At 58.0% G+C, this 19,524-nt stretch carries 22 protein-coding genes; 13 read left to right on the plus strand and 9 right to left on the minus strand.

Annotation, left to right across the window (positions count from 1 at the left end):
- The first annotated feature begins 15 nt into the window (after positions 1 to 15).
- Entirely contained in the window at positions 16 to 1,323 is a 1,308-nt protein-coding gene (locus tag DD236_RS03795) for an anaerobic C4-dicarboxylate transporter (protein WP_109093011.1), read from the plus strand.
- 67 nt (positions 1,324 to 1,390) lie between these two features.
- Positions 1,391 to 2,128: an aspartate/glutamate racemase family protein gene (locus tag DD236_RS03800; RefSeq protein WP_109093012.1), complete on the plus strand. Its 738-nt coding sequence runs from the start codon at positions 1,391 to 1,393 to the stop codon at positions 2,126 to 2,128.
- Here the strand turns inward: DD236_RS03800 and DD236_RS03805 are convergent.
- The 6 genes from DD236_RS03805 to DD236_RS03830 are packed head-to-tail and all read right to left on the minus strand — an operon-like array spanning position 2,125 to position 7,652.
- Positions 2,125 to 3,366 carry a polysaccharide deacetylase family protein gene (locus DD236_RS03805; protein ID WP_109093013.1) on the minus strand — a complete coding sequence of 414 codons (1,242 nt, stop codon included), beginning with the start codon at positions 3,364 to 3,366 and terminating at the stop codon, positions 2,125 to 2,127. The genes DD236_RS03800 and DD236_RS03805 overlap by 4 nt on opposite strands.
- A complete protein-coding gene (locus DD236_RS03810) occupies positions 3,344 to 3,769 on the minus strand; it encodes a GNAT family N-acetyltransferase (protein WP_109093014.1) in 426 nt (141 codons plus the stop codon). Before DD236_RS03810 ends, DD236_RS03805 begins: the two co-directional genes overlap by 23 nt.
- 5 nt (positions 3,770 to 3,774) lie before the next feature.
- Positions 3,775 to 5,802: an NAD(+) synthase gene (locus tag DD236_RS03815; protein WP_109093015.1), complete on the minus strand. Its 2,028-nt coding sequence runs from the start codon at positions 5,800 to 5,802 to the stop codon at positions 3,775 to 3,777.
- Between the two features lie 10 nt (positions 5,803 to 5,812).
- Entirely contained in the window at positions 5,813 to 6,553 is a 741-nt protein-coding gene (locus DD236_RS03820; RefSeq protein WP_109093016.1) for a hypothetical protein, read from the minus strand.
- On the minus strand, positions 6,550 to 7,287 hold the full coding sequence (locus tag DD236_RS03825) for an ATP-binding cassette domain-containing protein (RefSeq protein ID WP_109093017.1): 738 nt from the start codon (positions 7,285 to 7,287) through the stop codon (positions 6,550 to 6,552). The genes DD236_RS03820 and DD236_RS03825 overlap by 4 nt, the downstream gene beginning before the upstream one ends.
- A complete protein-coding gene (locus DD236_RS03830) occupies positions 7,284 to 7,652 on the minus strand; it encodes a GntR family transcriptional regulator (protein WP_109093018.1) in 369 nt (122 codons plus the stop codon). The genes DD236_RS03825 and DD236_RS03830 overlap by 4 nt, the downstream gene beginning before the upstream one ends.
- 310 nt (positions 7,653 to 7,962) lie before the next feature.
- Between DD236_RS03830 and DD236_RS03835 the strand changes: the two genes are divergently transcribed.
- The 5 genes from DD236_RS03835 (at position 7,963) to DD236_RS03855 (ending at position 11,793) form a co-directional block, all read left to right on the plus strand.
- Positions 7,963 to 8,988, plus strand: a complete 1,026-nt coding sequence (locus tag DD236_RS03835) for a Gfo/Idh/MocA family protein (protein ID WP_109093019.1) — start codon at positions 7,963 to 7,965, stop codon at positions 8,986 to 8,988.
- Positions 8,989 to 10,707, plus strand: coding sequence for a sodium:solute symporter family protein (locus tag DD236_RS03840; protein ID WP_109093020.1), 1,719 nt, complete (start codon positions 8,989 to 8,991; stop codon positions 10,705 to 10,707).
- A gap of 11 nt (positions 10,708 to 10,718) precedes the next feature.
- Positions 10,719 to 11,024 (plus strand): hypothetical protein, encoded by a 306-nt coding sequence (locus DD236_RS03845; protein ID WP_133246052.1) that lies wholly within the window; start codon positions 10,719 to 10,721, stop codon positions 11,022 to 11,024.
- Positions 11,025 to 11,125: 101 nt separating this feature from the next.
- A complete protein-coding gene (locus DD236_RS03850) occupies positions 11,126 to 11,380 on the plus strand; it encodes a FitA-like ribbon-helix-helix domain-containing protein (RefSeq protein WP_109093022.1) in 255 nt (84 codons plus the stop codon).
- Positions 11,381 to 11,382: 2 nt separating this feature from the next.
- Positions 11,383 to 11,793, plus strand: a complete 411-nt coding sequence (locus DD236_RS03855) for a type II toxin-antitoxin system VapC family toxin (RefSeq protein ID WP_273488423.1) — start codon at positions 11,383 to 11,385, stop codon at positions 11,791 to 11,793.
- A gap of 157 nt (positions 11,794 to 11,950) precedes the next feature.
- On the opposite strand, the gene DD236_RS03860 is transcribed toward DD236_RS03855, so the two are convergent.
- On the minus strand, positions 11,951 to 12,364 hold the full coding sequence (locus DD236_RS03860) for a hypothetical protein (RefSeq protein WP_109093024.1): 414 nt from the start codon (positions 12,362 to 12,364) through the stop codon (positions 11,951 to 11,953).
- A 371-nt stretch (positions 12,365 to 12,735) separates the two neighbouring features.
- On the opposite strand from DD236_RS03860, the gene DD236_RS03870 reads away from it, so the two are divergent.
- The 6 genes from DD236_RS03870 (at position 12,736) to DD236_RS03895 (ending at position 16,707) form a co-directional block, all read left to right on the plus strand.
- The gene (locus DD236_RS03870; RefSeq protein ID WP_109093026.1) at positions 12,736 to 13,497 is read left to right on the plus strand and encodes an electron transfer flavoprotein subunit beta/FixA family protein; all 762 of its coding nucleotides are present in this window, start codon (positions 12,736 to 12,738) and stop codon (positions 13,495 to 13,497) included.
- 7 nt (positions 13,498 to 13,504) lie between these two features.
- Positions 13,505 to 14,371, plus strand: a complete 867-nt coding sequence (locus DD236_RS03875) for an electron transfer flavoprotein subunit alpha/FixB family protein (RefSeq protein WP_109093287.1) — start codon at positions 13,505 to 13,507, stop codon at positions 14,369 to 14,371.
- Between the two features lie 26 nt (positions 14,372 to 14,397).
- Positions 14,398 to 15,690 (plus strand): FAD-dependent oxidoreductase, encoded by a 1,293-nt coding sequence (locus DD236_RS03880; RefSeq protein WP_109093027.1) that lies wholly within the window; start codon positions 14,398 to 14,400, stop codon positions 15,688 to 15,690.
- Positions 15,690 to 15,977 (plus strand): ferredoxin family protein, encoded by a 288-nt coding sequence (locus tag DD236_RS03885; RefSeq protein WP_109093028.1) that lies wholly within the window; start codon positions 15,690 to 15,692, stop codon positions 15,975 to 15,977. Before DD236_RS03880 ends, DD236_RS03885 begins: the two co-directional genes overlap by 1 nt.
- 146 nt (positions 15,978 to 16,123) lie before the next feature.
- Entirely contained in the window at positions 16,124 to 16,390 is a 267-nt protein-coding gene (locus tag DD236_RS03890) for a hypothetical protein (protein ID WP_109093029.1), read from the plus strand.
- Entirely contained in the window at positions 16,387 to 16,707 is a 321-nt protein-coding gene (locus DD236_RS03895) for a ribbon-helix-helix domain-containing protein (RefSeq protein WP_109093030.1), read from the plus strand. The genes DD236_RS03890 and DD236_RS03895 overlap by 4 nt, the downstream gene beginning before the upstream one ends.
- Before the next feature lie 176 nt (positions 16,708 to 16,883).
- Here DD236_RS03895 and DD236_RS03900 read toward each other — a convergent pair whose 3' ends face one another.
- Positions 16,884 to 17,267 carry a hypothetical protein gene (locus tag DD236_RS03900; RefSeq protein ID WP_109093031.1) on the minus strand — a complete coding sequence of 128 codons (384 nt, stop codon included), beginning with the start codon at positions 17,265 to 17,267 and terminating at the stop codon, positions 16,884 to 16,886.
- Positions 17,268 to 17,511: 244 nt separating this feature from the next.
- Entirely contained in the window at positions 17,512 to 19,431 is a 1,920-nt protein-coding gene (gene tet(W/N/W) / locus DD236_RS03905; protein WP_109093032.1) for a tetracycline resistance ribosomal protection protein Tet(W/N/W), read from the minus strand.
- Positions 19,432 to 19,524: the final 93 nt, after the last annotated feature.

A 19,524-nucleotide genomic window follows, 5' to 3' on the forward strand; every position in this document is an offset into this window, starting at 1 on the left:
AAGGAAGGTTAGAACGTGGTTTGGATACAGTTCGCGGTTGTTCTCCTTTTTATCTTCATTGGAGCCCGCGTTGGGTCGATCGGCATCGGTTTTGCCGGCGGCGCCGGAATCATCGTGTTGGGCCTACTTGGCCTACCCGTTGATCCCGAAGGAGGCATCCCCTGGGATGTTCTCGGAATTATCATGGCCGTTATTGCTTGCGTTGCCACCATGCAGGCATGCGGCGGACTTGATTACCTCGTCCAAGTGACCGAGCGGCTGCTCCGGAAGAACCCTAAGCGGATTACTTTCTACGCGCCGATCGTTACCTACCTGATGACCCTGCTGTGCGGAACCGGCCACGTGGCCTTCTCTTCGCTGCCGGTTATCTCCGAGGTTGCCAAGGAACAGGGGATTCGCCCGTCGCGGCCACTGACGATTTCGGTTGTTGCATCGCAGGTTGCAATTGCGGCGTCGCCAATTTCAGCCGCAACGATTGCAATGGCGTCCGCAGTGGAGCCGGCAGGCGTTGATTACATCAAGGTGCTTGTCGTATGTATCCCCACCACGTTTATTGGCTGTATGGTGGGTGCGCTCGTAGCGTCTCGCATGGGCAAGCCACTCGAGGAGGATCCGGTATACCAGGAGCGTAAGCGCCTTGGCCTGATCCAGAAGCGGGATATCGAAAGCGTTGAGATTACCAAGAGTGCGAAGACATCCGTGTGGATCTTCCTCGTGGCCGTCCTGATCGTCATGGTGTACGCGACGCTCTCCTCGGACTCCATCACCATCATGGAGAACCCGCCATATCCGCGTAACGCGGCCATCATGATTGTCATGTTGACGGCGGCTCTCATTATGGTGTTCACATGCAAGCCGAACGTTCCTGAGATTTCCTCGCAGGCCACGTTCAAGGGCGGCATGTCCGCTGCCACCTGTATTCTGGGTGTGGCTTGGCTGGGTAACACGTTCGTTAACGGGCACCTTGACGATATCAAGAGTGTTGGAGAGAGCGTGCTGGGCAGTGCACCATGGCTACTTGCCGTTGTTCTGTTCTTCGCCTCCGCGCTCCTGTACTCGCAGGGTGCTACGACCGCAACGCTGATGCCTGTTGCTCAGGCCATGGGTGTTTCGGGCTCCGTGATGGTTGCGTCCTTCCCAGCCGTGACCGGCCTGTACCTCCTTCCGACCTACCCAACAACGGTGGCGGCGATCGAGATGGACGATACGGGATCAACTAGAATCGGCAAATACGTGTTCAACCACCCCTTCTTGCTCCCCGGCGTGGTGAGCGTAGTTGTGGCGGTTGGCTTGGGCTTCGTGCTCGCGCCGATTATCGTATAAGTTCACATAGATTGAAGGGGTGGGCTCCCGGGTCCACCCCTTTTTTCTTTAGTCTCTTAGGACAAATATGAAACCAACACTGGGAATCTTGGGTGGAATGGGGCCAGCCGCGACGGCCGAGTTCCTGCGCGAATTCACGCTCCAAACCCCCGCGGACAAGGATCAGGATCACTACCCTTCGATTTCGCTTTCGGACACCTCAGTACCCGATCGAACCGAGGCGATCCTTGCAGGTACGGGCGAGGAGGTACTTACCAAGCTGCGTGCCGATTGCGACAAGCTGATCGGCTGGGGCGTATCCGCGATCGCCTGCCCCTGCAACACCGCGCACTACTTCTTGCGCCAGTTTAAGGACGAACTGTCCGTTCCGATCGTGGACATCATCGATGCCACCGCCGATCAGGCGCTCGCACGGGCGCGGCAGCAGAACGCTGTGCCCACGGCATGGCTCACATGCACGCGCGGCACCATGAGGACCGGGCTCTACCAAGAGGCGGCGGAGGCTAGGGGTCTGAACCTGCTAGTTCCCGACGATAAATACTTCGATGAGTTTTCCGCGATCATCGCTCTGGTCAAGGCCGGGGAGATGGATGAGGCTGGAGCGCGTTGGCGCGTCATTTATGACGATCTGACCGGCAGCCAGCAGGTGCCCGTCCTGACCGCGTGTACCGAGCTGCCACTGGCCCACGCCGCATCGGGACTGCCGGGCCAAAACGAGGTGTCCTCGCTGAAGTCTCTCGCCTATGCCACCCTCAAGGAGCTAGGTGCCATCCCTCTCGCGCGCTCGGGAGTTGACCCTATTTAAAGCTCTGAGACGGTCACAAGGTCGTATCCAGCCAATTGAAGTTCGTCAATGATGGTTGGTACGGCCTTGACCGTTTCCGGGTGAATATCGTGCATCAGCACGATTGCGCCGGGCTCCGCCTTCTCGGTTGCTATCTCAATGTCCTTTTTGACGTCCCGATTCTTCCAATCGAGCGTGTCTAGGCTCCAGAGAATCTGCGTTTGACCGCGTGAGGCGATCACTGATCGGACCGTTGCGTTTGTGGCGCCGTAGGGCGGGCGCACCAGCAGGGGTGCTGGCGCGCCCGCAGATTGAATGGCTTGATCGGTGGCCACGATCTGATTCGTTATGGTTGTCTGTGTTTGCTTCGAGAGGTCAAGGTGAGACCACGTGTGGTTGCCAACCTCGTGGCCCTCATCCGCCTCCCGCTTTACTAGATCCGGGTTGTTCGCGGCATTTCGGCCGATGAGGAAGAATGTGGCCTTAGCGTTCTTCTCCTTGAGCGTGTCGAGGAGCTGATCAGTGTATGGCCCGGGACCATCGTCAAACGTGAGGGCGATGCAGGGATTCTTTTCGCAGTTCGGCTCTGGCCGGGGGATGGGTTCGGGATCTTCGCCCTTCATCATCTGCCCGCGGATCTTCTCTCCTTTGGGCGAGAGCAGGGATTCTACCGGTCCAGAGACGCGGTACCCCTTGCTGTCTGCGACCACGGTGAGTGAGCCGTCGGGATTAGGAAACACTGCTGTTGGTTCTGCGGTTCCTCGGCTCTTCAGTTCTGAAATTCCCGCATCAGAGAGGATCTTGAGGCTATTGAGCGCGGAACCATCCTTCGAATCTGCGATCCACGCACGGTAGTGAATTCCATTCGCACTGATCGCGTAGCAGAGCATCGTTCCTGAAGCGCCGCAGATGCCGGCAGTTGTAGTGAGGGTGGCATCTTCCTCAGGGGCGAAAGCATCTACCTGCTTCTTCGTCCATTTCTCCACCGGGCCTTGGAGCTGTTCAGGCGCTCGCACGCCCGTGAGCGTAATTGAATCCTCTGGGGTAGTCTCGGTTTCCCAGAATCCGGGGATCTCGGAAAGATCATAAACCGAGATGTGTTCGGATTCGACCGTGAGCTGCTCGGCCGTGGGTGTAGGGGTAGATGTGGGTGTCTGTTCTACTTCGGCAGCCGGACGCTGGGCCGCCGTACAACCAGCGAGAACCAGCAGTGCCGCGGCCAGTGGAGCGGTGACCTTAGCCTTGATAGCGATAGACATTCGTTTCGCGAAGGCCGAACCCAGCGCGCTGGTAGAGCCTGTTTGCGGCTTCACGCGAGGGGCGAGACGTGAGATCTACTGACTTTGAGCCGATCGCCTGAGCATGCTTGACGGCTGCCTCAACGAGGGCTTGGCCGGCGCCGTTACCACGGGCTGCGTCATCAACCACAACGTCTTCGATCCACGCACGCTTACCCGTGGGGATATCGAAAGTCGCGAGCGTAAGCATGCCGAGAATTGCCGAATTCTGACGATAGATGAACAGGTACACAGACTCCTGATTCACAAAGGACTCCACGGTTGCCGCCGAAAGCGGTGGCGTAGAGGAGGAGAGCTGCGGAATCAGATTATTGACAGCAGTGACGAGTTCGGGCGTTGATTCTGTAACCAGTTCGATGCTCATGTGTTCTAGCCTAACTCAATATTTTCCAGATCTTTGAGCCAAACGGACCCCGAGATATCCGATGGCATCCTCCAGTCGCCGCGTGGCGAGAGCGTGCCGCCAGCTACCACCTTCGGCCCGTTTGGCAGCGTTGAGCGCTTGAACTGATTGGCGAAGAATCTGCGCAAGAAGAGCTCCATCCAGTTCTTTATCTCCTCCATCGTGTACTCGTTGCGTTCATCGGTTGGGAACCCCGCGGGGAAGCGGCCGAGGTTGACATCATGCCAGGCGTGCCACGCGTAGAACGCAATCTTGGAGGGGCGGAGGCCGAAGCGCAGCAGATAGTACAGCGTGAAGTCTTGAAGCTCATAGGGCCCGATTTTCTGCTGAGTGGACTGAATGTTGGCGCCGTCCTTAGCGGGAACTAGTTCGGGGGAGATCTCGGTGTCCAGAATCGACTGCAGGACCTCGCCCACTTGATTCTCGAACTGATGTGAGGCGATGACCCAGCGGATCAAGTGCTGCATGAGGGTCTTGGGGACGCCGGGATTTACGTTGTAGTGACTCATCTGGTCGCCTACTCCGAAGGTGCACCATCCGAGGGCTAGCTCAGATAGGTCTCCGGTTCCAAGGACGATTCCGCTCTTTTCGTTGGCGAGCCGGAAGAGGAAATCCGTACGCAGGCCCGCCTGAACGTTCTCAAACGTGACGTCGTAGACTTCCTCACCGGACGCGAAAGGATGCCCCATATCGGCGAGCATCTGGGAGGCAGCCGGGCGAATATCGATTTCCTTGAAAGAAACCCCGAGGCTTCCGGCTAAGCGATAGGCATTGTTCTTCGTATGATCGGATGTGGCGAAGCCCGGAAGAGTGTAGGCGAGGATATCGGTTCGTGGGCGCTCTAGGAGGTCCATAGCCCGCGCCGCCACGATCAGAGCGTGGGTGGAATCGAGTCCGCCCGATACGCCGATGACGATCTTTGGGTTTCCGATCGCACGCAGCCGCTGAGTGAGGCCGTACACCTGGATGTTGTAGGCCTCGTAGCAGTCCTGATTCAGGAGCGCCTCATTCGCGGGCACGAAGGGGAAGCGTGCCACCTCGCGGCGTAGCCCGATATCCTCCATGGGAGGTTCGAGCCGGAAGGAAATAGTACGGAAGGCTCCGCCGCCCAGCGCGTTGTCATCGAATGTTCCCTGACGCGAACGCTCCTGACGAAGTATGTCCAGATCGATGTCGGTGATGGTCAGTTGGGGTCCTTGCGCGAAGCGTTCGGATTCGGCGAGCTTATTACCCAGCTCATAGACCATCGCCTGCCCGTCCCATGACAGGTCAGTAGAGGATTCTCCCTGTCCGGCGGCTGTGTAGACGTAGGCAGCGGCACACCGGGTGGAGGCGGCCTTTACCAAGGCCTCGCGATCAGCGGCGCGCCCCACAGTAATCGGTGAGCCTGAAATGTTGAGCAGCATTGTCGCACCTGCAAGCGCTGCCTCTGCCGAGGGAGGCACCGGCACCCACATATCTTCGCAGATCTCCACATGGAAGCTCAGCCCGCGCACGTCGGCGGCCTCGAAGATGAGATCGGCGCCAAAGGGAACGCTACCCACCCCGGGAATCTCAAGTTCGCCACGGGTTCCCGCTCCACTGGCGAAATGCCGCTTTTCGTAGAACTCGCGATAGTTCGGGATATAGGACTTGGGAGCCACACCGAGCACCCGCCCCTTGTGAATCACCACCGCGCAGTTGTAGATCCTGTTGCGGTAGCGCAGGGGAGCGCCCACCACAATCACCGGAGTGAGTGTGGTGGACGCTTCTCGCAGCACTTCAATGGCTTCGAGGACCTCGTCCAGCAGAACATCCTGTAGGAGCAGATCATCGATGTTGTAACCGGTAAGCGATAGCTCGGGGAAAACCGCTAGAGCTACTCCATCATCGTGGCACTGGGCTGCCGCCTGAACCGTGTCCCGTGCATTCTCCAGCGGCTGGGCCGGGTGAACGGGGAGTGTGCAAGCCGCAACGCGAGCTAGCCCCTGCGAATAGATGGAGTAATATTCCATACCCGCTAGCCTACCGTCTGATCGAAACCCGGCGGAGCATAGCCCATGAGATACCGATGACCACCACGGATTGAACACCGCCCGCCAAGACGTGCTTCCAAAGCTGCGAGCCACCATTCTCAACGTGCCAATCAAGGAATCCGCCCCAGCTTGATAGCCCACCGTTTGTCCAACTGTCAATGAGGACGTACAGCAGTATCGCCCCAACCCCAATCCACCAAGGGAACCGGACGAAAACCAAGCCGGTGAGGAACCCTACGGCATTGGCAAGGAACACTGCCGCGAGCCCTGCGATCGGAACGTACCAGAGAAGCCCTTGCACGGTGTAATCCGCAACCGTTAGCGTGCCCGAGAAGTCCGACTTCCAGATGCCAGCGATGACTGCAACCAGCACGGACCCCAACGCCACAGACACCGCGCTTGTCCCCCAAGCCGCCAGCAGCGACTTCAGATAAGAGCGCCGAGCAACCCCTGCCCCCAGATACGTTCGGGTAGTGGCCGCATAGACGATCCCCGTCACGTATGAGACGAACAGGAGGGTAACCAGCACAACTGCGCAGATACCGATGAAGGTCAAGAATGCGGAAGAATCGGCGACCTTGATGATGTCCCGATCAGCGATAACCAGATCAAGGATAAACCGGTCTCCCAACACTGCGCGAAGCAGAAGAAAGATCAGGGAAAACCCTACAATCGTCCCAACCGTCCACACGTTGTTTATCAGGTGTTCTTTGATGAGGCGTTTTGTCATGATATGTCTCCAATCGTCATCTCCACGAGGATGTCGGTGAGCGATGGCACCTTGTTTTCGCGAGCGTGGCGCTCGCGAACGTCGTCGGCATCCCCACTCTCAATCAGCTTTCCTTCGTGGACGAACAACACGTGGTCCAACAAATCCTCAATTTCCTCAATGAGGTGCGAGGACATAATGATCGTTCTAGGGTTCTGGGTGTAATCGGCCAGGACCGTGCGGTAAAAGACCTCGCGGGCCACGGCGTCCATTCCAAGATGGACCTCGTCAAAGATGGTCACCGGGCAGCGCGAGGCGAGCCCGAGGATTGCATGGAGCGCGGATCGCTGCCCGCGCGAGAGCTTATCTGGCTTCTTCTTGATCGAAATCTTGAAGGTTTCGAAGAGCTGACCGGCGAAATCTTCGTCCCAGTTGGGCCGGACATCGCGCCAGAGGTTCAGCGTGTTCTTGATCTTCTCATCGCCAAAGATCGCCATGGAATCAGCGGCGTTGCATACGCTGGCCATCGCTTGGGGATTGTCGAATACGGGCACGCCGTCAATGAGAACGTCGCCTTCTTGCGCGTAGGCCTGTCCGGCCATCAGCATGGCGATAGTGGATTTTCCCGATCCGTTTCGGCCCAGCAGGCCCGTGATGGAGCCGGCCCCGACGGAAAAGCTCACGTTCTCTAGGGCATCGCTGTGCCGGAACCCGTAGTGGAAGCTGACGTCTGAAAATTCGATGGAGGCGCTCATGATTGCTCCTTGAGGTAGATGCGGGCAAGGTCGAGAATCTCTTCGGGGGATAGGCCAAGTTCTAGCCCCTCGGCCAGCGCCGGCCCCAAATGATCGGGTACGTATGATTTCTGGCCAGCGTCACGGAGAATTGCCGGGCCCTCGTCAGTCACAAACATCCCGATCCCGCGGCGTTTGATCACGCTTCCCTCATCCACCAGCATGCCAAACGCCTTGTTCGCGGTGGCTGGGTTGATTCGGTACGTGTTGGCGTACTGGGTAGTAGACATGAGTTGGTCTCCCGGCTTGAGGTTCCCCGTGAGGATCTGGCTTCGGATGTCATCCGCGATCTGAACGTAGATCGGGCGGTCATCTGAAAAGTCCATTCCAGCGTCACCTCATTAGTTCGTCGGTTAGTTACATGACTAATTAACCATCAAACCGCGAGACTGTCAAGACCAACTTCTATGCGGGGCCGTTCCTCTTTGGTGCCTTACCCGTGGTCCGGTAGTCCAGCACTTTCACCTCCGACACCTTTTTCCGACCACGACGAACCGCTCAATCACTCACCTAGCAAGTTCGTGCGGGCGTAGTCCTGCGTCGCGCTTGTCACACTCTGCGCCATTTGTCACCTCTCAATTTCCTCGGTGTAGTATCGTCCCGATATATCAGACAGCCAGAGAAGGAAGACAGCAGATGGTAACGATCGGCCTCATCGGGCTCGGGCGCATTGGCGTGATGCACGCTGAAATCTTGGCCCTGACGGTAGATCGGCTTGTGGTGGCGGACTCTGTTCCAGAGCGTGCTCAAGCCTTCGCCACCGCGCACCCAGATGCTCATATCGAAGTGCGTACACCCGACGCTCTGCTCTCCAGCCCAGACCTCGGCGGCCTCGTGATCACCACCCCAACGGACACCCACGCTGCCATTATTGAGCGCGCCGCCGCCCTGAATATCCCGCTGTTCTGCGAGAAGCCCATCTCCACGGATCTGGCCACCACGCTGCGCGTTGCCGAGATTGTCCGCGAACAAAACGTCCGCCTCCAGATGGGGTTCCAACGCCACTTCGATGCAGGATACACGGCTGCTCGAAACAGCCTCCGCTCCGGCGCGATCGGCGATCTTCGCCGCGTCCACATGGGCACGATGGATCAGGCGCCCGCGCCGCGCGAATTCCTCGCGGCCTCCGGTGGCATCTACACCGACTGCCTCATCCACGATTTCGACGCCCTGCGCTGGGTTACCGGCCAAGAGGTTACCGAGGTGTATGCGATCGGCACGGATCTGGGCCTTCCCGACTTCAGAGATTTTGACGATCCAGCCGAGACCGCTGTACTCCTCACCATGGCCGATGGAACCATCGTCACGGCCCAGTCCTCGCGCTTCAACGGCGCCGGGTACGACGTTCGCATGGAACTGCACGGCACTCTGGGAACTGAGACGGTTGGCTTGGACGAGCACCTCCCGATGCACTCGGCGGAACCCGGAGCCACTTATCCCTCCGCTGATCCGTGGACGGATTTCATCCTCCGCTTCAATCCGGCCTACGAGGCGGAAATGCGCGCCTTCCTAGAGGTTGTTCAAGGAACACGAGAGATCCCCGCTGGCATCGAGGATGCCGTTGCCGCCCTCCTCATCGCCGAGGCCTGTGCTGCCTCCCGAAGGGAGCACGGTCCGGTGAAGGTGCCGTCGTCGGCAAAAAACTTCGGAAGTGAGGCGTAGGTGGACCTGCGGCTGAACGCGACGTTCTTTGATTACTCGTTCGTTTTTGTCTATCTGTTTTTTGTGATCGCGATTGGGGTGGTCACGAAGCGGAAGGTGTTGACGTCGGAGGACTACTTCCTTTCGGGGCGCTCGCTGCCGGCGTGGATCTGCGCGCTCGCGTTTCTTTCGGCGAATATCGGGGCCACTGAGCTGCTGGGGATGGCGGCGAACGGCTCCCAGTACGGCCTACCCACCGTGCACTACTACTGGATCGGCGCGGTGCCAGCGATGGTGTTCTTGGGGCTCATGATGATGCCGTTTTACTACGGCTCGCGCGTGCGGTCCGTACCCGAATACCTGCGGCTGCGCTTCAACCGCGCCACGCACCTGTACCAATCGATCATTTTCGCGGTGGCCACGATCCTCATTGCGGGTGTGAACCTGTTCGCCCTCGCGCTCATCATTAACGTGCTGATTGGCCTGCCGCTGCCGGTTTCTATCCTCATTGCGGCCGGCGTGGTGCTGCTGTACACCACGATGGGCGGGCTTACCGCCACGATGTACAACGAGGTTCTCCAGTTCTTCATCATCGTTGCCTTCCTGATTCCACTGACCGTGGGCGGGCTGGCACGCGTTGGGGGAGTGGACGGCTTGCTGGCCACGCTGAACGAGACGCAAGTGCTTGGCAAGGACGGCCTCACCGTGTGGGGCGGCACCGGGCTGGGCAACACCACGAACCCGTACGGCAACTGGATTGCCTTGTTGCTGGGCATGGGCTTCGTCAACTCGTTCGGGTACTGGACCACGAATTTCACCGAGGTTCAGCGCGCACTTTCCGCCAAGGATATGTCCGCCGCCCAGCGCACCCCGATCATCGCGGCCATCCCCAAGATGTTCCTGCCGCTGATCATCATTACGCCCGGCTTGATCGCCGCCGTGCTGGTGCCCGAGCTGACCACCGGGGAGCTTGCCCATAACGAGGCGCTTCCCGCATTGATCGGCGAGGTTATGCCCACCGGGCTTGTGGGGTTGGCGCTCGCGGCGCTTATCGCGGCCTTTATGGCGGGTATGGCGGCGAACGTGTCCGCCTTCAACACGGTGGTCACCTACGACATTTGGCAGACTTATGTGCGCCCTGGGCGCGTTGATACGTATTACCTGAAGGTCGGGCGGAAGCTCACCGTGGCGGGTGTGTTGATTGCGATTGGTGCGGCGTTTATTGCGGCCACCTTCAACAACATTCAGGATTATCTGCAGCTCCTTCAGTCCATCTTCTCCGCGCCGCTCTTCGCCACCTTCATTCTGGGCATGTTCTGGAAGCGAATGGCACCCGAGGCTGGGCTCTGGGGGTTGGTGGCCGGGGCCGCTGGTGCGGCCGGCGTTCAGGCCGGTTACATGATGGGTTGGCTGGAATTCAACTCACAGCAGGCGGCCAGCTTTACCGGATCCGGGATGGCGTTCGTGTTTGACGTGGCCGTGTCCGTACTGGTGACGTGGCGTCGGGAGGCCAAGCCACTAGAGGAGTTGGATGGGCTCGTGTGGGGGCGTACCAACATGCCGATTCAGGGCGCTCAACCCGCGCCCGATCTGCACGCCGTTGCCGTGAAGGAAGCGAAGCAGCAGCGTGCGGCGGTGGCCGTTGGCGAGAAGCCTAAGCCGCCACTGAAGGACAATCCGTGGCCTCTTGGCATGGCGGTTATTGTTGTGCTGATTATTCTGAATGTGACGGTGGGATGATGGCAGAAACGATGGAGACAACGGAATTCAAGGCGCGGCTGCCCCGGCGCCACTCGCGGCTCTCCGCTGAAACGTGGTTGGACCTGCGCTCGTGGGCCGCGGCAATGTTCGGGGTTTTCGGCCTCATGCTTACCGTGTACGGCGCCTTTTTCGTGACCGAGGCAGATCTGGCGAAGGCAGCCGGGATCAACCTCGATTTGTGGACCGGGATCGGGATGCTTCTGGCTGCGGCCGGCTTCTTGGTGTGGCTGCTGGCCCGCCCGCCCGAGATTGAGCACGGGGTGCACGTGGTGGAGGGCGCGCCAGACGCTTTATAGGGTTTTAAGAACGGCGGACGCCTAGCTGGGCTAGTCCATGCCTGTTGATGATGACAGCATATTGATAAAATGCTGTCATCTATCAAGAGGGAGGCGGACCAATGGCTGTCTTAACCGTACGAAATGTTCCTGATCAGGTTCACCGGGCGTTGAAAGCCCGCGCGTCTGAACATGGTCGTAGTGCTGAAGCAGAGGTCAGAGATATCCTTCAGCGCGCGCTCATCTCTGATGAACGTGTGCATATGGGCGATCAAATCGCTGCCCTTGGTAGGCAGCTGGACCTCACCGACGAAGATGTTGATGCGATCGAACAGAACGATAACCGTATTCCAGCTGTGCCCATGGATTTACCTTGATTGTGCTGGACACCAACGTTGTTTCTGAAACTATGCGACCGGAACCAGACGCGAGCGCGTTGGAATGGCTCAATGCGCAATCTGCAGAGACTCTCTATCTGTCCAGTATTACTTTGGCGGAAATGTGGTTTGGCGTAGCTGCTCTGCCGGAGGGCGCACGCAAACAGCGTCTCGAACGGGCAGTTGATGGGTTGCTGGACTTGTTTGTTGGCCGTGTACTAGCTTTTGATGCGGATGCCGCGCGCAGATACGCTGCGATTGCTGTTGCGGCGCGGAAGGCGGGAAGGCCGCTCCCGATAGCGGACGGCTACCTTGCCGCCACTGCCGCCGCTCATGGGTTTGCAGTAGCGACACGAAACACTCATGACTTTAGAGATACTGGCGTTGAACTGATCAACCCCTGGCAGCGTTAGTGTTTCTACCTTCGGAAATTCAGATTAATCGCGTTTACTCGTCTCAAGTTCAAACACAACCCATCGCCTAATCACAACGTCACTGTGTGTCTGCTCCTGCACGGCCCAAAGAAGAACGCTGTACAAAGGTGGTTGAGGGCGCCCAGACGCGGAGTAGTTAGGCGTGAAGGGCGGTTTCGACGGCTCGCCTCTTGCCGGCAACGTACATGCAGACAATGGCTGGAATGGCGGCGTAAAGCAGCCGGGCAACAAGCTCCGCAGCGAGGGTAGAGAATTCTAGGGTGATGCTGGGAGAGTAGTCAGCGAATAACGAGAGTGCGACCCATAAGATCACGGTGGTCCACATGAGCGTTAAGTCATTACGAGGCAGCTTAGATTCTGTGGTCGCTCCTTGGTTTCGCGCGAAGGCGCCGATTGCCAGCGCGGTGAGGATATACAGTGCACTGGGGAGGAAGCGGATGGGATTTAGAGAGTCGCTGTAGCCAGCGTGCTGGGTTAAGACTTGGGCCGCTTGCGCGGCTAAGAAGAGCAAGAAGATGCCTACTCCGAAAAAGTAGTTCTTCCTATTCATCGGTATGCCTCCGCGGTGAGTTGCAGCTGTTGGTTTCCACGATACGCGTCCGGAGGTGGGCCGTGAGCGTTCGATGTACACACTGACGTGCAACAGATGTTTGCTCCGCCTATGACGGAGCAACTCGATCTCTCGCGTCAGTATGTACGTGGCCCTTTTCGGGCTTGGACTTTTGCCGGCCTTTCGTATTTTTGCAGGGCTCTTAGACGGGCGGCAAGAATACGAACGGGTTGCTCAACTGATGAAGGCGCATAGTCCGCCGGTGCTGAGAACCGCCCGCCGCCCTAATTTCATCACTGGCAAACTGATAGGGCTTCGCGCGCTCGAATTGCCTACCATAGAGGGCGGAGACGTTTGAAAGTGAGGATTACATGAGCGTTGTTGTTGCGTATAAGTACGCGGCGAATCCCCAGGACGCTTCGGTGGGTGCGGACGGAACCATCGATTGGAGCCGCGCCAAGCCGGAAATCAGCGAGTACGATCCGGTGGCGATCCAGTTGGGCCGCAACGTTGCGGACGCGCAGGACACCGAGCTGGTGGGCATTAGCGTGGGAACCAGCGCGGTTGCACACAAGATGGCCACGCGCAATGCGCTGTCCAAGGGCCTTGACCGCGCACTCCTGTTCGGCGACGATACCGTGGCCACCTGGAGCTCCACCAAAGTCGCCTCCGCCCTCGCGAGCATGGTGGGCCAGATCGACGGGGCCGACCTTCTTGTTACAGGAGATTCTTCGATCGACGACGGAGCCAAGATGACGTCCGCGCTCGCGGCTGGGTTCTTGGGTTGGCCGTGTTTCCAAGAGGTGACCGGGCTGGAAAAGACGGATGAGGGATACGAGGTTACCCAGTCCATTCCAGGCGGTACGCGCACCATCTCCGTGACGGGGCCTGTGGTTGTTGCGGCCACGCCCGAGGCCGTGGTAGCTAAGAATCCTTCGATGAAGGAGATGCTGGCGGCGGCGAAGAAGCCGGTTGACACGGTAGAGGAAGCTGATCTTGACCTAACCGAGGCGCCGATCTCCGTGACCGGTGTAGCCAAGCCTGAAACCAAGGTCCGGAAGAATGTGCTGCTGAATGGCTCGGATGCCGCAGTTCAGCTGGTCGAGGCGCTGCGCGCCGATGGAGCTCTGTGAGGGAATCATGACAACGTGGATTATTGCAGCCGAAACTGGGGTAGGGAACCTCGTGGATCAGGCCCGTGAATTCGGTGGAACCGTTACCGCGGTGACCGTTGGCAACCTGCCGATCGCTGGCGTGGATTCGATCATTGACATTGACCTTGCGGCAGGCGCGCCCGTCGAGGCGGCGGCGCCGAGCGTTGCTGGAGCCGTCACCGCTGAACCCGGCGATGTGGTTCTTGCGGCCAATCGGCCTTCTGAGCGGGTTCTGGCTGGCGCTGTTGCTGCCAAGCTGGGCGCTCCAGTGCTCACATCCGTCAAGTCGTTGGCTGTGGGTCATGCGCAGGTGGCCAAGGCCGGTGGGATCGGCCTAGAGGATGTTGCCTTTGAGGGACCGATTGTGGCGATCCTTGATGGCGGTGCTCAGCCAGCAGGCGAGGTTCCGGAGGCAGTCACCTTCGGCGCCAAGGACTACGTGGTCACTGTGTCCGCGATTGAGCAGGCCGAGGTTGAGGCAGTGAACCTGGGCACCGCTCAGCGCGTGGTGGCGGCTGGGCGCGGGTTTTCCTCCAAGGAGGATCTGCAGCTTGCGGCCGATCTGGCCGAAGCCATTGACGGAGAAGTCGCGTGCTCGCGGCCGCTCTCCGAGGGCTTGGGATGGATGCAGCGCGACCAGTACGTGGGCGTTTCCGGTCAGGTGATTGCTCCCGAACTGTACTTCGCCATCGGCATCTCCGGTCAGGTCCATCACACGGCGGGAATTCTCGAATCTGGGACCATCGTGGCAATTAACAACGATGAGACCGCTACGATGTTTGAGGATTCCGATTACGGTATCGTGGGCGATCTTTACGAGATCATCCCGCAGATCATTGAGGCGCTCGAGTAGCCGAAGCGCCGGAGCGAAGGTAGGGCATGAGTGACGTAGATTTTGACGTGATCGTGATTGGCGGTGGCGTCGCCGGCCTCGCTTGTGCCTACCTACTTGCTCAGCAGGAGCGCGAGGTTTTGCTCATCGAGCGAGGAGACGAACCTGGCTCGAAGAACCTGTCCGGAGGTGTCTTCTACTCGCGCGTGATGGAGGAGATCTTCCCCAATTTCATCGAGGAAGCCCCCTACGAGCGCGTGATCACCCGCAACTGTCTAAGTTTCCTCAACAAGGAATCCTTCGTCAATATCGATTACTGGGATCAGCGGCTCGCCGACCCCGTGAACGCCGTGACCGTTTTGCGCTCCAAGTTCGATCCATGGCTCGCAGAACAGTGCGAGGAGGCGGGCGTGACCCTCATGCCCGGATTCAAGGTGGATGGCCTTCTACGCGAAGGCGATCAGGTCACCGGTGTGGTGTCGGGGGAGGATGAGCTGAGGGCTAACGTGGTTGTCGCCGCTGATGGCGTCAACTCCTTCATCTCTCAAGAAGCCGGTATCCGCGCCAAGGAACCCAACGAGAATCTAGCGATCGGCGTGAAGTCCGTGATCCGCATCGGAGAAGAAAAGGTGCGGGACCGCTTCAACGTGAGCGGAAATGAGGGCGCGGCGTACGCGATCGTGGGGGATGCGACGCAGGGTCTGCCTGGCGGCGGCTTCATGTACACGAACCGGGATTCGGTTTCGATCGGGATTGTGGCGAACGTCCCGGCCCTCGAGTACGGGAATTACGTCGTGACGGACGTACACGATCACTTCCTTGAGCATCCCGCCATTGCTCCGTTCCTTGAGGGCGGCGAGCTCATTGAGTACGGCTGCCACATGATCGCCGAGGGCGGGGCGAAGATGCAGCACGATCTGGTTCGGCCGGGTCTCGTGGTGATCGGGGATGCGGCCGGGTTCACGCTGAACACTGGCTTTACCGTGCGCGGGATGGATCTGGCTGCGGGTTCCGCGCAGGCGGCGGCTGCGGCGATCAGGGAGGCTCTGGACGCTGGAGACTTCTCTCAGGACCGGCTGGAGAGCTACGTGGCAGAATACGAGAAGACTTTTGTTGGCGCGGACATGGCCACGTACGCGCGTGCCCCCGAGTTCCTAGAGAGCCCGGAGATGTACGGGAAGTTAGGCGAGATGCTCGCGGACGTGTTCCACGGCGTCTATAACCTTGATCTGACCCCGCGCAAGCACATTCTGCCCACCGCGTGGGATGCAGTGAAGGGGTCTGGTATGAAGCTTGGACGGCTAGCAAGGATCGCCTATCAGGCAGTGAGGGCTCTCTAATGCAACTCGGAAACGTTGAATCGCGGCTCGCGAAGAACTCTTACGAAGTAGACGAGGGCAACACCCACATCGAGGTAAATCAAGAGATCGCCCGGGCCACCGGCACCGGTAGGATGCTCACCAAGATTTGCCCGGCGCACGTGTATCGGGAAGAGGCTGACGGCACCATCTCCGTCGAGTTCGCCGCCTGTCTGGAGTGCGGGCTGTGCTTCCAGATGGCCGCTCCCGGATCGCTCATCTGGCACTATCCCGAGGGCGCGATGGGCGTCCGCTTCCGCGAGGGCTAATCCCTCCGTGAGGGGTAGGCTCTCTCCAGCTCCCCGGAATCGTGCCACGACCGTGTGGGACTACGTCTTGAGCGATTGAGCCATGAATATCCCGTAGCTCATTAAACCCATTGAGTTCCCCACACATATCGTCGTACAATATTCGCGTGGCTATCGAATTCAGCAAGAGTGCCAGGAGGCATGGATTCACGCTGAACAACGCGCTACATGCAATAGAAAATGCAGAATTTGAGAATCGGTCATTCGATCGCAGAGATCATCTGAACGTCGACGTCATGGCTTGGATAGGTCCCGCGGTAGATGGCCAGAGTATCGAGGTATTTGCGGGTATCCAGCTCCCAGATTCACTCGTGATATTCCATGTGATGGAGGCTAGACCAAAAACTATCAGCAAGATGAGGAGGACAAAATGAACCACAAGATTGATTGGGACAAGATGGCGGACTGGGCCGAAAGCGATGCGCCATTCGCTGGCGCTCCTAGCGGTCAAACGCTTTCTGGCGAGGCTGCGCGCGAAGCGGGCCGACGGATCTTGGAGCAGTATGGTTCGGGCCGGCCTTCACTCGGACACGAGCATGCTCAGGGCAAGGGGAGTTCGCCGCGGCGGCAGGTTCGCTTACCCCAAGAGGTTAACGATGAGCTTGACGCTTATGCTGCTGAGCATGGTCAAACGGCATCGCAGGTTATGCGAGACGCGCTGAAAGAGTTCTTCGAGCGCCGGGCAGCTTAGGGCTTCCGCGAGGGATAGCTGCTATTGCGCCGCGAAGTGAACCCTCATTTCCCGGGGATCGCGTCAGAAATCGCTACATGCCGAAATTCTGCGTCAGATCTCTGGAAACGAGAACCCGGGAAACTCTTGTCCGGAAAGACTTTTCCGGTAGAGACCCGCCATTGCGGCCCCTAACGCTACTTCCGCAGCGCGACTAGCGCGCCCAGCTGAGACACAATAGTGGCACCCCATAGCACCATGATGAGCTGCGGATTCGTGAAGATGAGTTCGGGCTGGAAGTGCCACAGTGCCCAGCCACCCGCGGCCTCCACCACGATGGTCAGCAACAGAGTCCATGTGCGGTCGGCTCCGCGCAGGCCACGGGCCACAAACAGAAGCACTACAAACACTAGAGCCCATACGGCCCCAATGCCCGCCTGAATGAGTAGGCCGGTGGTAAATCCATCGCCCATCTCATAATTAGGGACGGTGTTCTCCGCGAAGTACTTGGCGGCGCCTACGGGCAGGAGCATTTGGATCAAGCCCAAGAGGAGAACTCCGAGCCGTTTAGCGATCTTCATCGGATTACTCCCACTCGCAAAATGAAACTTAATTCTAAACGCTTTTGTTTGGGAGATTTGATATCATTTGATTTTTCCTGATACCTATTATCCTTATCCTATGGGCTTGCCGAACTTTTGCTATCATTTGGCTATCAAGGAAATGGCTATCAACGGCAAAATTAGATTGGTTTCTCTGGTGGTTTACAACTACATTTTACCACGAAAGACAGGGAAATGCAATAACCTTCCTCGCTGTGGTGTATCAAGTGATCTTACTGAACATATGGCGCACCTTGTCCAGGCGGCTGTTTGGACGGCGGGGCTGGATGACCGGCTGGCCGACAGCGGCCTGATACCCTTTCAGTTCCGTCAGGCACACGCTCCGCCCATTGGTGTAAAAGGCCAAATCAGTACGGTATGCCTGTATGCAACGGGCGGGAATCTCGCCAGTAAAGACAACTTCATCCTTTTTTATCTGGGCCGTTTCGATGGTGGCACAATATTTCGGCGCATCATGATAAGCCCTGGAAAGGTATTCCTGGGGCGCATAGAGGGTGAAGGAGAGATAAGGTTCCAGCAACTGTGTCCCTGATTCCTTTAATGCCAGTTCCAATACAATCGGGGCCAATGAGCGAAAGTCCGCCGGCGTGCTGACCGGGCTATAATAAAGCCCGTATTCAAAGCAAATCTTACAGTCCGTTACGTTCCAGCCACACAAGCCTTGCTCCAGACCGTAACGGATACCATCCATGACAGCGTTTTGAAAACTCTGGTTCAAGTATCCCAGGGAAACCCGGCTCTCGTATTGTACACCGGAGCCAAGCGGGAGCGGCGTAACAGACAGTCCGATGGATGCCCAAAACGGGTTGGGCGGCACCTCGATATGGATGGTGTGGCTGGCCACTTTGAGCGGCCGCTCTAAATAAATGACGGTGGGTTCCTTCACCGCTGTTTCAATCTTATACTTTTCCGCCAGCAAAGCGGAAACAACCTCCAACTGCACCCGGCCCAAAAAAGAAAGAATGATCTCATGGGTGATGGAATCCACCTCGTAGCACAAAAGCGGGTCAGTATCCGCAATTTGCGTAAGAGCGTCCAGCAACCGATCTCTTTGCTCTGCCGTTTTTGGCGTAATCGTTGTCCGCAGCATAGAGAAGGGAGCATCACTCCACATTTCACGAGGAAGTTGGGTTTTGTCCCCCAATATATCGTTTAATCTCAAACTGTCGCTGGGAAGGATGACAATTTCGCCCTTATGGGCGGTATCTGTCCGAACAATCTCCCCTTTGGATGGAATACGCATCTCTGTGATTTTCAGCTTTTCTCTCCCGGCCAGGGCCACCGTATCCCGCAGACGCAGCGTTCCGCTGTATAGCCGCAGATAGACAAGCCTCTGGCCGCAATCTGTATACTCCACCTTGAAAACGCTGCCGCACAGGGCGGTGCGCCCCTGTTCCTTGGTCGGTTGGAACAGCCCTATCACCGCATCCATCAACCGTTGAATGCCAAGGCCGTTTTTGGCGCTACCATGATAGACTGGGAACAGGGAAGCGGCTTGAACCCGCCGCTGTTCCTCCCGCGCAAGTTCTTCCCGGCTGATTGGCTCTCCTGCGATATACTTTTCCAATAATCCATCGTTATTTTCGATGACCGCATCCCATGCTTCTATGTCGGTATTTTCCTCCAGAACTATTTCCGGGGACAGCGATACCGTCTGCTTGATGATAATATCGGCGGAGAGCTTATCCCGAACAGACTGATATACGCCCTCCAAATCAATGTCAACCTGGTCGATCTTGTTGATAAAGATAATGGTGGGGATGTTCAATTTCCGTAGGGCATGGAACAGAACTCGGGTCTGGGCCTGCACGCCATCTTTAGCGGAGAGCACCAAGATGGCCCCGTCCAAAACGGCCAGAGAGCGGTATACCTCTGCCAAGAAATCCATGTGGCCGGGAGTATCCACAATGTTGACTTTACAACTGTGCCACTGGAAAGAAGTGACTGCCGTTTGAATGGTAATTCCACGCTGCCGCTCCAAAAACATAGTGTCCGTTCTCGTTGTCCCTTTTTCGACGCTCCCCGGCTCTGAAATGGTTCCGCTGGCATACAGCAGGCTCTCCGTCAAGGTTGTCTTTCCAGCGTCTACATGGGCAAGAATCCCGATATTGATAATGTTCATGTCTATCCTCCATACAAGGCCCAAATGGGCGCAAAAATCCCCAGCGGCTAATACTTTTACCGCTGGGGATCATGACTTCGGACAAACAGAAGT

Origin of the sequence: Ancrocorticia populi (assembly GCF_003123745.1) — a bacterium.
Lineage (GTDB): Bacteria > Actinomycetota > Actinomycetes > Actinomycetales > Actinomycetaceae > Ancrocorticia > Ancrocorticia populi.

Excerpts from the sequence above, each read along its gene's own strand:
- DD236_RS03880 (WP_109093027.1), top strand. The coding sequence starts at position 14,398 with ATGAGTGACGTAGATTTTGACGTGATCGTGATTGGCGGTGGCGTCGCC.
- DD236_RS03860 (WP_109093024.1), bottom strand. The coding sequence starts at position 12,364 with ATGAATAGGAAGAACTACTTTTTCGGAGTAGGCATCTTCTTGCTCTTC.
- DD236_RS03895 (WP_109093030.1), top strand. The coding sequence starts at position 16,387 with ATGAACCACAAGATTGATTGGGACAAGATGGCGGACTGGGCCGAAAGC.
- DD236_RS03825 (WP_109093017.1), bottom strand. The coding sequence starts at position 7,287 with ATGAGCGCCTCCATCGAATTTTCAGACGTCAGCTTCCACTACGGGTTC.
- DD236_RS03885 (WP_109093028.1), top strand. The coding sequence starts at position 15,690 with ATGCAACTCGGAAACGTTGAATCGCGGCTCGCGAAGAACTCTTACGAA.
- DD236_RS03845 (WP_133246052.1), top strand. The coding sequence starts at position 10,719 with ATGGAGACAACGGAATTCAAGGCGCGGCTGCCCCGGCGCCACTCGCGG.
- DD236_RS03810 (WP_109093014.1), bottom strand. The coding sequence starts at position 3,769 with ATGAGCATCGAACTGGTTACAGAATCAACGCCCGAACTCGTCACTGCT.
- DD236_RS03805 (WP_109093013.1), bottom strand. The coding sequence starts at position 3,366 with ATGTCTATCGCTATCAAGGCTAAGGTCACCGCTCCACTGGCCGCGGCA.
- DD236_RS03800 (WP_109093012.1), top strand. The coding sequence starts at position 1,391 with ATGAAACCAACACTGGGAATCTTGGGTGGAATGGGGCCAGCCGCGACG.
- DD236_RS03815 (WP_109093015.1), bottom strand. The coding sequence starts at position 5,802 with ATGGAATATTACTCCATCTATTCGCAGGGGCTAGCTCGCGTTGCGGCT.
- DD236_RS03850 (WP_109093022.1), top strand. The coding sequence starts at position 11,126 with ATGGCTGTCTTAACCGTACGAAATGTTCCTGATCAGGTTCACCGGGCG.
- DD236_RS03875 (WP_109093287.1), top strand. The coding sequence starts at position 13,505 with ATGACAACGTGGATTATTGCAGCCGAAACTGGGGTAGGGAACCTCGTG.
- DD236_RS03870 (WP_109093026.1), top strand. The coding sequence starts at position 12,736 with ATGAGCGTTGTTGTTGCGTATAAGTACGCGGCGAATCCCCAGGACGCT.
- DD236_RS03900 (WP_109093031.1), bottom strand. The coding sequence starts at position 17,267 with ATGAAGATCGCTAAACGGCTCGGAGTTCTCCTCTTGGGCTTGATCCAA.
- DD236_RS03830 (WP_109093018.1), bottom strand. The coding sequence starts at position 7,652 with ATGGACTTTTCAGATGACCGCCCGATCTACGTTCAGATCGCGGATGAC.
- DD236_RS03820 (WP_109093016.1), bottom strand. The coding sequence starts at position 6,553 with ATGACAAAACGCCTCATCAAAGAACACCTGATAAACAACGTGTGGACG.
- DD236_RS03835 (WP_109093019.1), top strand. The coding sequence starts at position 7,963 with ATGGTAACGATCGGCCTCATCGGGCTCGGGCGCATTGGCGTGATGCAC.